Source organism: Amycolatopsis tolypomycina, from assembly GCF_900105945.1.
GTDB classification, from domain to species: domain Bacteria; phylum Actinomycetota; class Actinomycetes; order Mycobacteriales; family Pseudonocardiaceae; genus Amycolatopsis; species Amycolatopsis tolypomycina.
In genome coordinates this window covers 3,068,600-3,076,616 of record NZ_FNSO01000004.1, presented here as the reverse complement: position 1 = coordinate 3,076,616, position 8,017 = coordinate 3,068,600, and the positions used below count along the sequence as shown (strand labels likewise).

Annotated in this window: 7 protein-coding genes; 6 read left to right on the top strand and 1 reads right to left on the bottom strand. The window is 71.8% G+C overall.

Going from position 1 to position 8,017, the window contains the following annotated elements; all coding sequences use genetic code 11:
- The first annotated feature begins 60 nt into the window (after window positions 1-60).
- From BLW76_RS24130 to BLW76_RS24115, 4 genes are read left to right on the top strand one after another with little or no spacing between them, the layout of a single operon-like run.
- Window positions 61-1,098, top strand: coding sequence for a FecCD family ABC transporter permease (locus BLW76_RS24130; RefSeq protein WP_091311216.1), 1,038 nt, complete (start codon window positions 61-63; stop codon window positions 1,096-1,098).
- Window positions 1,098-2,156: a FecCD family ABC transporter permease gene (locus BLW76_RS24125; RefSeq protein WP_091311214.1), complete on the top strand. Its 1,059-nt coding sequence runs from the start codon at window positions 1,098-1,100 to the stop codon at window positions 2,154-2,156. Before BLW76_RS24130 ends, BLW76_RS24125 begins: the two co-directional genes overlap by 1 nt.
- A gap of 4 nt (window positions 2,157-2,160) precedes the next feature.
- Window positions 2,161-2,970, top strand: coding sequence for an ABC transporter ATP-binding protein (locus tag BLW76_RS24120; protein ID WP_091311211.1), 810 nt, complete (start codon window positions 2,161-2,163; stop codon window positions 2,968-2,970).
- A gap of 21 nt (window positions 2,971-2,991) precedes the next feature.
- Window positions 2,992-3,477, top strand: coding sequence for a DinB family protein (locus tag BLW76_RS24115; RefSeq protein ID WP_091311209.1), 486 nt, complete (start codon window positions 2,992-2,994; stop codon window positions 3,475-3,477).
- Here the strand turns inward: BLW76_RS24115 and BLW76_RS24110 are convergent.
- Window positions 3,464-4,771, bottom strand: coding sequence for a lysine N(6)-hydroxylase/L-ornithine N(5)-oxygenase family protein (locus BLW76_RS24110; protein ID WP_091311207.1), 1,308 nt, complete (start codon window positions 4,769-4,771; stop codon window positions 3,464-3,466). The genes BLW76_RS24115 and BLW76_RS24110 overlap by 14 nt on opposite strands.
- 114 nt (window positions 4,772-4,885) lie before the next feature.
- Here BLW76_RS24110 and BLW76_RS24105 point away from each other — a divergent pair, with 114 nt between their 5' ends.
- Window positions 4,886-5,830 (top strand): methionyl-tRNA formyltransferase, encoded by a 945-nt coding sequence (locus tag BLW76_RS24105; protein ID WP_091311204.1) that lies wholly within the window; start codon window positions 4,886-4,888, stop codon window positions 5,828-5,830.
- Between the two features lie 55 nt (window positions 5,831-5,885).
- Window positions 5,886-7,976, top strand: coding sequence for an alpha-galactosidase (locus tag BLW76_RS24100; protein WP_091311202.1), 2,091 nt, complete (start codon window positions 5,886-5,888; stop codon window positions 7,974-7,976).
- Window positions 7,977-8,017: the final 41 nt, after the last annotated feature.

Below are 8,017 nucleotides of genomic sequence, written 5' to 3'. Positions count from 1 at the left end.
AGGATGCACTCCTGTACCATCGGTTAGCCTTACCTAAAATCAGTACCAGTCGGAGGTGCGGTGCGAACAGACCCCGGAGGGATCGCTCTCAAGCGACGCCCGCCACACACGGGCCGCGCGCTCGGTCTGCTGGCCGCCCTCGGTGTCCTGGTTTTCCTGTGCCTGCTGAGCGTCTGGCTGGGGTCGAAGGAGATTTCGTTCGGCGAGGTGTGGCAGGTGCTGTGGCACGACGACGGCTCGGCCGACGCCGTGATCATCCACAGTGTCCGGATGCCGCGCACCCTCCTGGCCGTGCTGGTCGGCGCCGCGCTCGGCCTGGCCGGCACGCTCATGCAGGCGCTGACCCGCAACCCGCTGGCCGATCCGGGCCTGCTCGGCGTCAGCGCCGGGGCCGCGTTCGCCATCGTCCTGTCCATCACCGTGCTCGGCGTCGGCTCCCTCTACGGCTACATCTGGTTCGCCTTCGCCGGCGCGCTCGCCGCGACCGCGGTCGTCTACTTCCTCGGCACCCGCGGCCGCAGCGGCTCGAGCCCGGTCAAGCTCGCCCTCGCCGGGGCCGCCGTCACGGCGTTGCTCGGCTCGTTCACCAGCGCGATGGTGCTGTCGGACCCGGTGGCGCTCAACCGCTACCGCTTCTGGTCGGCCGGGTCACTCGCCGGCGTCGACGGCGGTTCGCTGCTGCGGGTCCTGCCGTTCCTCCTCGTCGGCGTGGTGCTGGCGATCGCCAGCGGGCCGGCGCTGAACAGCCTCGCGCTCGGCGACGACGTCGCGGTCGCGCTCGGCCGGCGGCTGGGCCCGCTGCGGCTGCGCGGCGCCCTGGCCATCACGCTGCTGACCGGCGCTTCCGTCGCGGTCGCCGGCCCGATCGTGTTCCTCGGCCTGATCGTCCCGCACGCCGTCCGGTTCGTCATCGGCCCGGACCACCGCTGGCTGCTGCCCTACACCGCGGTCCTCGCGCCGTGCCTGCTGCTGGCCGCCGACATCCTCGGCCGCATCATGGCGCGGCCCGGCGAAGTCCGCGCCGGCGTGATCGTCGCGTTCCTCGGCGCGCCGTTCTTCATCTGGCTGGTCCGCCGCCGCAAGCTGGTGGAGTCCTGATGAGCCTGCTGCAGGTGCGGCGCGACCGCGTCACCTTCCGCCTCGCGAAACCCGCCGTGTCCGGCCGGGTCCGGCTCCGGCTGGTGGCCGTCTCGCTGGCGCTCGCCGTGCTGGCGTTCGCGTTGTTCTGCCTGGGCATGACGATCGGCGACGTCCCACTGAGCGTGTCCGACGTCCTGTCCGCGGTGTTCGGCGGCGGCGACAGCGGCACCGGCTACATCGTGCAGGAGCTGCGGCTGCCGCGGGCGCTGACCGGGCTGCTGGCCGGGCTCGCGTTCGGCGCGTCCGGCGCGGTGTTCCAGACCATCACGCGCAACCCGCTGGCCAGCCCGGACATGATCGGCATCAACGCGGGCGCGGCCACCGCCGTCGTCGCCGGGATCTCGTTCGGCTTCGGCGGTGGCCTCGGCACCACCACGCTCGGCCTGCTCGGCGGGCTGCTGACCGGGCTGCTCGTGTACGCGCTGGCGTGGCGGCGCGGCACCACCGGCTACCGGATCATCCTGGTGGGCATCGGGATCTTCGCGATGTGCACCAGCCTGACCGACTACCTGCTCAGCCGCGCGCAGATCACCGAAGCCCAGGCGTCGATCGGCTGGCTCGTCGGCAACCTGAACAACCGCGGCTGGGAGCACGTCGTCCCGCTCGCCTGCGCTTTGGCGGTGCTGCTGCCGCTCGTGCTCGCCCTGTCGCGGTGGATGCGCACGCTGCAGCTCGGCGACGACGTGGCGGCCGGGCTCGGCACGCCGGTCCAGCCGGTGCGCCTGGGCCTGTTGCTGTCCGGCGCGGGGTTGGTGTCCTTCGCGACGGCGTCCGCGGGCCCGGTCTCGTTCGTCGCGCTGACCGCGCCGCAGATCGCGCAACGCCTGGCGCGCCAGGCGTCCCCGCCGCTGACGGCGTCCGCGCTCACCGGCGCGGTCGTGGTGCTGGGCGGCGACATCCTGGCCCGCACCATCACCGCGTCGCCGCTGCCGGTCGGCATCGTGACCGGCGCGCTGGGCGCCCCGCTGCTGCTCTGGCTGCTGGCCAGGGCCAACCGATCCGGCTCCGGAGGCTGAGAAGATGACACCGTCCCTGCGCGTGCAGGACCTGCGCGTCGCCTACGACGACCGGGTCGTCATCGACGGCCTCGACCTCGACATCCCCGCGGGGAAGATCACCGCGATCGTCGGGGCGAACGCGTGCGGCAAGTCGACGCTGCTGCGCACGCTGGCCCGGCTGCTGACGCCGAAGTCGGGCGGGGTCTACCTCGACGGCCGGTCGATCCACGACCTGCCGACCCGCCAGGTCGCCCAGCGCCTCGGCATCCTCCCGCAGTCCCCGGTGGCGCCCGAAGGCATGACGGTGGCCGACCTCGTCGCCCGCGGCCGCGCCCCGCACCAGAGCTGGTGGCGGCAGTGGTCCACATCGGACGAAGGCGCGGTCGCGTCCGCGTTGGCGGCCACGGAGCTGACGGACCTGGCCGACCGCCCGGTGGACGAGCTGTCGGGTGGCCAGCGCCAGCGCGCGTGGATCGCGATGGCGGTCGCCCAGGACACGCCGGTCCTGCTGCTCGACGAGCCGACGACGTACCTGGACCTGGCCCACCAGATCGACGTGCTGGACCTGGTCGTCGACCTCAACCGCGCCGACGGCCGCACGGTGGTGATGGTGCTGCACGACCTGCCGCAGGCGTGCCGGTACGCCGACCACGTGATCGCGATGAAGGCGGGCCGGGTGGTGGCCTCGGGCGAGCCGGCGGCCGTGATCACCGAAGAGCTGGTCGACGAGGTCTTCGACGTGCGCTGCCAGGTGACCCCGGACCCGGTGAGCGGGACGCCGATGGTCATCCCGATCAGCCGCCACCACCCGGCGCCGGTGCACCAGGCCTGAATCTCCGGCAAGCTGGCACGCATGTACGTGCTGCCCGAAAAGACCACCGGCCCCGAGCGCGAACTGCTGGAGGCCATGCTCGACCGCGGCCGCCTCGCGCTCGTCGAGAACGTGCGCGGCCTCTCGGAAGCCGACGCCCGGATCCGGCTGGTCCCGTCCCTGACCACGCCGATCGCGCTGGTCAAGCACACCGCCGTCGCCGAGCGCCGCTGGTTCCAGTGGCTGATCGCCGGGCTGGACGAAGCCGGGATCGACGGTCCGTCGACGCCCGGCGACCCGAGTTTCGTCGTCTCCGACAGCGAAACCATCGACGACGTGATCGCCGAGCACGAGCGGACCACCCGGCGTTCGCGCGAGATCGCGGCGGGCTTTTCGCTCGACGACCGGTGGACGCACCCGGTCGTCGGCGAGGTCACCCTCCGCTTCGTCTACCTGTTCCTGATCGAGGAGTACGCCCGCCACACCGGCCACGGCGACATCCTGCGGGAGCAGATCACCGCGCGCTGACGGCGAGCTCCCCGGCCGGCGCCGCGACCACCCGGCGGTCCACGACGGACTGCAGGATCTCCCCCACCCGCACCGCGGTGTTCGACAGCAGCGACGACGTGATGCCGTGCGTGTGCTCGGTGCCGCCCTGCAGGTAGATCCCGCCGCGCAGGGGCGCTTCCGTCACCAGCCGGTAGTCGCGCTCGACGCGGAGGCGGCCTTCGTCGTCACGCAGGCACCGCGGGCCCAGTTCGCCGAGCAGCGGCGTCGGGTCCGCGGGCCGGTAGCCCGTGGCGTAGACGACCGCGTCGGCGTCCAGGACCGTCTGCGCGCCGGTCGTCAACGACTCGACCGTCACCGTCCCGGCGTCGGTGACCTCGACCGGGCGCGAGACGTTGAACAGCCGCAGCCGTTCCACGCCCAGCACCTTCTCGCGGTAGACCCGCCGGTAGAGCTCGTCGATCAGGTCGATGTCGACGGCCGAGTAGTTCGTGGCGCCGTGGTAGCGCATCAGGCGGTCCTTGACCGGCTCGCCCGCGCGGTAGAACTGGTCGACGGCCTCCGGTGCGAAGATCCGGTTGGCGAACGAGCTGTCGTCGGCCGGGCTGTAGCCGTAGCGGGCGAACACCGCGCACACCTCGGCGCGCGGGAACTCGTCGTGCAGCAACGCGGCGACCTCGGCCGCGCTCTGGCCGGCGCCGACCACGACGAACCGCTTCGGGTCGGCGTTCTTCAGGCCCTCGACGCGGAACAGCAGCTCGCTGTTGTGCCAGACCCGCTCGCCGCTGGTGACGCCGTCGGGCAGCTGGGCGCGCAGACCGGTGCCCATCACCAGGTTCCGGGCCCGCAGCGACGAACCGTCCGAGGCCTCGACGTCGAAATAGGCGATCTCGCCACCGTCGTACACCGGCTTGATCGCGACGACCTCGGTGCCGTAGGAGACGACGTCGTCGACCTTCGCGGCCGCCCACTCGAAGTAGTCGTGGAACTCCACGCGCAGCGGGAAGAGGTTCTTGTGGTTGATGAAGTCGACCAGCCGCCCGGCGGCGTGCAGGTAGTTGAGGAAGCTGAACTCGCTGGTCGGGTTCCGCATGGTGACCAGGTCCTTGAGGAACGACACCTGCATCGTGGCGGTGTCGATCAGCATCCCGCGGTGCCAGCCGAAGCGCGGCTGCCGCTCGAGGAAGTGCGCGGTCACTGGCTTCCCTTGAGCGGCGCTACCGGCGTTGTGCTCGGCGAGGGCGATCGCGAGGGCCAGGTTCGACGGTCCGAAGCCCACGCCGACGATGTCGTAGATCGGGACCTCTGCAGTCATGTTGCTCCCTCGCGCGCTCCGGTACGGTTCAGGGAACCCTAACCTAACTTAGGCGAGCCTCGCCTAGTACGTTCGTGGTGATGTTCGTCCCCCGACCAAGGAAGGCACTCTCGAATGCGCGTGGCGATGTTCGGCTACCAGACCTGGGGGCACCGGACCCTCCAGGCGCTCATCGACGCCGGCCACGAGGTCGCCCTCGTGGTCACCCACCCGAAGAGCGACCACGCCTACGAGCGGATCTGGGCCGACTCGGTCGCCGACCTCGCCGAGGAGCACGGCATCCGGGTGCTGCTGCGCAACCGCCCGGACGACGCCGAGCTGCTGGCCGAGCTCAAGGCCGCCGACCTCGACCTGATCGTCGCGAACAACTGGCGCACCTGGCTGCCGCCGGAGATCTTCGAGCTGCCGCGGCACGGCACCCTGAACATCCACGACTCGCTGCTGCCGGCGTACGCGGGCTTCTCGCCGCTCATCTGGGCCATGATCAACGGCGAGCCGGAAGTCGGCGTCACCGCCCACATGATGGACGGCGAGCTCGACGCCGGTGACATCGTGCTGCAGCGCGCGATCCCGGTCGGGCCGGCCGACACCACGACCGACCTCTTCCACCGCACGGTCGACCTCATCGCGCCGATCACCGCCGAAGCCATCTCACTGATCGAGACGGGCTACACCCCGGTGCCGCAGGACCGGTCGAAGGCGAGCTTCTTCCACAAGCGGGCCAAGCGGGACAGCCTCATCGACTGGACCCTGCCGCCGGCGGACATCGAGCGGTTCGTGCGCGCGCTGTCCGACCCGTACCCGAACGCGTTCGCCTACCACCGCGGCCAGGAGCTGCGGATCCTCAAGGCGTCGGTGTCGGAGGGGCACTACGGCGGCACGCCGGGCCGGATCTTCATCCGGGAAGGCGACGGCGTGGTGATCGTCGCCGGGCCGGACGCCCGTCGCGGGCAGTCCCCCGGCCTGCTCGTCGAGCGCGTCCGCACCGCCGACGGCACCGATCTGCCCGCGCACGAGTACTTCAAGACGATGGGCGGGTACCTGACCGACCGGCCGTGACCGGTGAGCGGGACATCCCTTGGCGGCGGCCGCGCCGGTGAGCAGGATGTCCCGCATGGCCGGGATCAGTTTCCTCGAGGACCACCGCACCTGGGTGCTCACCGGGGAATCGAGCACGTACGCGCTGCGGCTCGGCGAAGACGACGTCCCGACCCACGTCCACTGGGGACCGGCATTGGCCGACGCCGACGTCGTCGAGCTGCTCGGGGAACCGCTTCCCCGGTGGGACGGGTTCAACGACCCGAACGAGGGCCTCGACGAACTCGCCGCCGACGGCGGCACCCGGTACTGGACCCCCGCGCTGCAGGTCCGGTTCGCCGACGGGACGCGAGCCCTCGAATGGCGGTACTCCGACCACTCGATCACCGAAGGCCACCTGCGGCTGAACTTCGCGGACCGGCACTACCCGCTGCGGATCACCCTGCACTACCGGCTGCGCGGCGATGTCGTCGAACGCTGGACGTCGCTTTCCGCCGACACCGACGTCGAAGTCGTCCGGGCCGACTCGGCCACCTGGGCGCTGCCGGTCTTCGAGGACTACCGGCTCAGCCACGTCACCGGCCGGTGGGCGGCGGAGACGCAGCTGGTGCGTTCTCTTGCGCCACACGGCGAAACCGTGTTCGGCAGCCGCCGCGGGATCACCGGCCACCACGCCAACCCGTGGGTGATGGTCGACGACGGCACGGCGACCGAGCGCCACGGCGAGGTCTACGGCGTCGCGCTGGCGTGGAGCGGCTCGTGGCGGCTGACCACCACCCGTTCGTCGACCGGACGGCTGACGGTGAGCGGCGGCTTCGGCCAGGACGGCGTCGTCCACCGCGTCGGACCGGGGCGTCCGCTGGTCACGCCGGTGTCCGCGGGGCTGTACGCGTGCGGCGGGTTCGGCGCGGCGAGCCGCGCGTGGCACGCCTACGTCCTCGCGCACGTCCTGCCGCACCCGGGCGAACTGCGGCCCGTGCTCTACAACTCGTGGGAGGCCACGGGTTTCGACGTCACGGAGGCCGGCCAGCGCGCCCTCGCCGAGCGGGCGGTGGCACTCGGCGTCGAGCTGTTCGTGATGGACGACGGCTGGTTCGGCGCCCGCACCGGAGACCACGCCGGGCTCGGCGACTGGGAGGCCAACCGCACCCGCTTCCCCGACGGGCTCAAGCCGCTGGTCGACGCCGTGCACGGGCTCGGCATGCGGTTCGGCCTCTGGGTCGAGCCCGAGATGGTCAACCCCGACAGCGACCTCTACCGCGCCCACCCGGACTGGGTGCTGCACCACCCGCACCGGCGGCGGTCGGAACTGCGGCGGCAGCTGGTGCTCAACTTCGCGCGCCCGGACGTCGCCGCGTGGGCGCACGAGTGGCTGGACCGGCTCGTCGGCTCGCACGGCATCGACTTCCTCAAGTGGGACATGAACCGGCCGTTCAGCGAAGCGGGCTGGCCCGGCGAAGCCGACCAGGACCGGCTGTGGGTCGAGCACACGCGCGCGGTGTACGCACTGCTCGACCGGCTGCGCGCGGATCATCCCGGCCTGCGGATCGAGTCGTGCGCCGGGGGCGGCGGCCGGATCGACCTCGGCGTCCTCGCCCGCACCGACCAGGTCTGGACCTCCGACAACACCGACGCGCTCGACCGGCTGCGCATCCAGCACGGCTACGGCCAGCTCTACCCGGCCCGCGCGATGTCGGCGTGGGTCACCGACACCCCGAACTTCGTGACGGCGCGGTCGGTGCCGCTGCGGTTCCGGTTCCACGTCGCCATGGCCGGCGTCCTCGGCCTCGGCGGCGACATCGTGCACTGGCCCGACGACGATCTCGCGCTCGCCGGCGAGCTTGTGGCGCTGTACAAGGACATCCGGCCCGTCGTCCAGCACGGCGCGCTGTACCGGCTCCGGCCGCCGGTCGACGACGGTCTCGTGGCTTTCCAGTACGTCCACGGCGATCGTGCGGTCGTGTTCGCCTACCGGCAGGCCGCGCACTTCCACGCGCCGGAGCGGCCGCTGCGGCTGCAGGGGCTCAGTCCCGCTGACCGGTACCTCGATCCGGATTCCGGCGCCACCCACAGCGGCGCCGTCCTGCTCTCCCGCGGGCTGCCCACCGGCCTCCCGACCGGCGACTTCGCGAGCACCGTCGTCCGGCTGAACCGAGTTTCGCCGTAGAGATCGGATCTATCGGCCGCTCATCGACGGTTTCGCTCCCC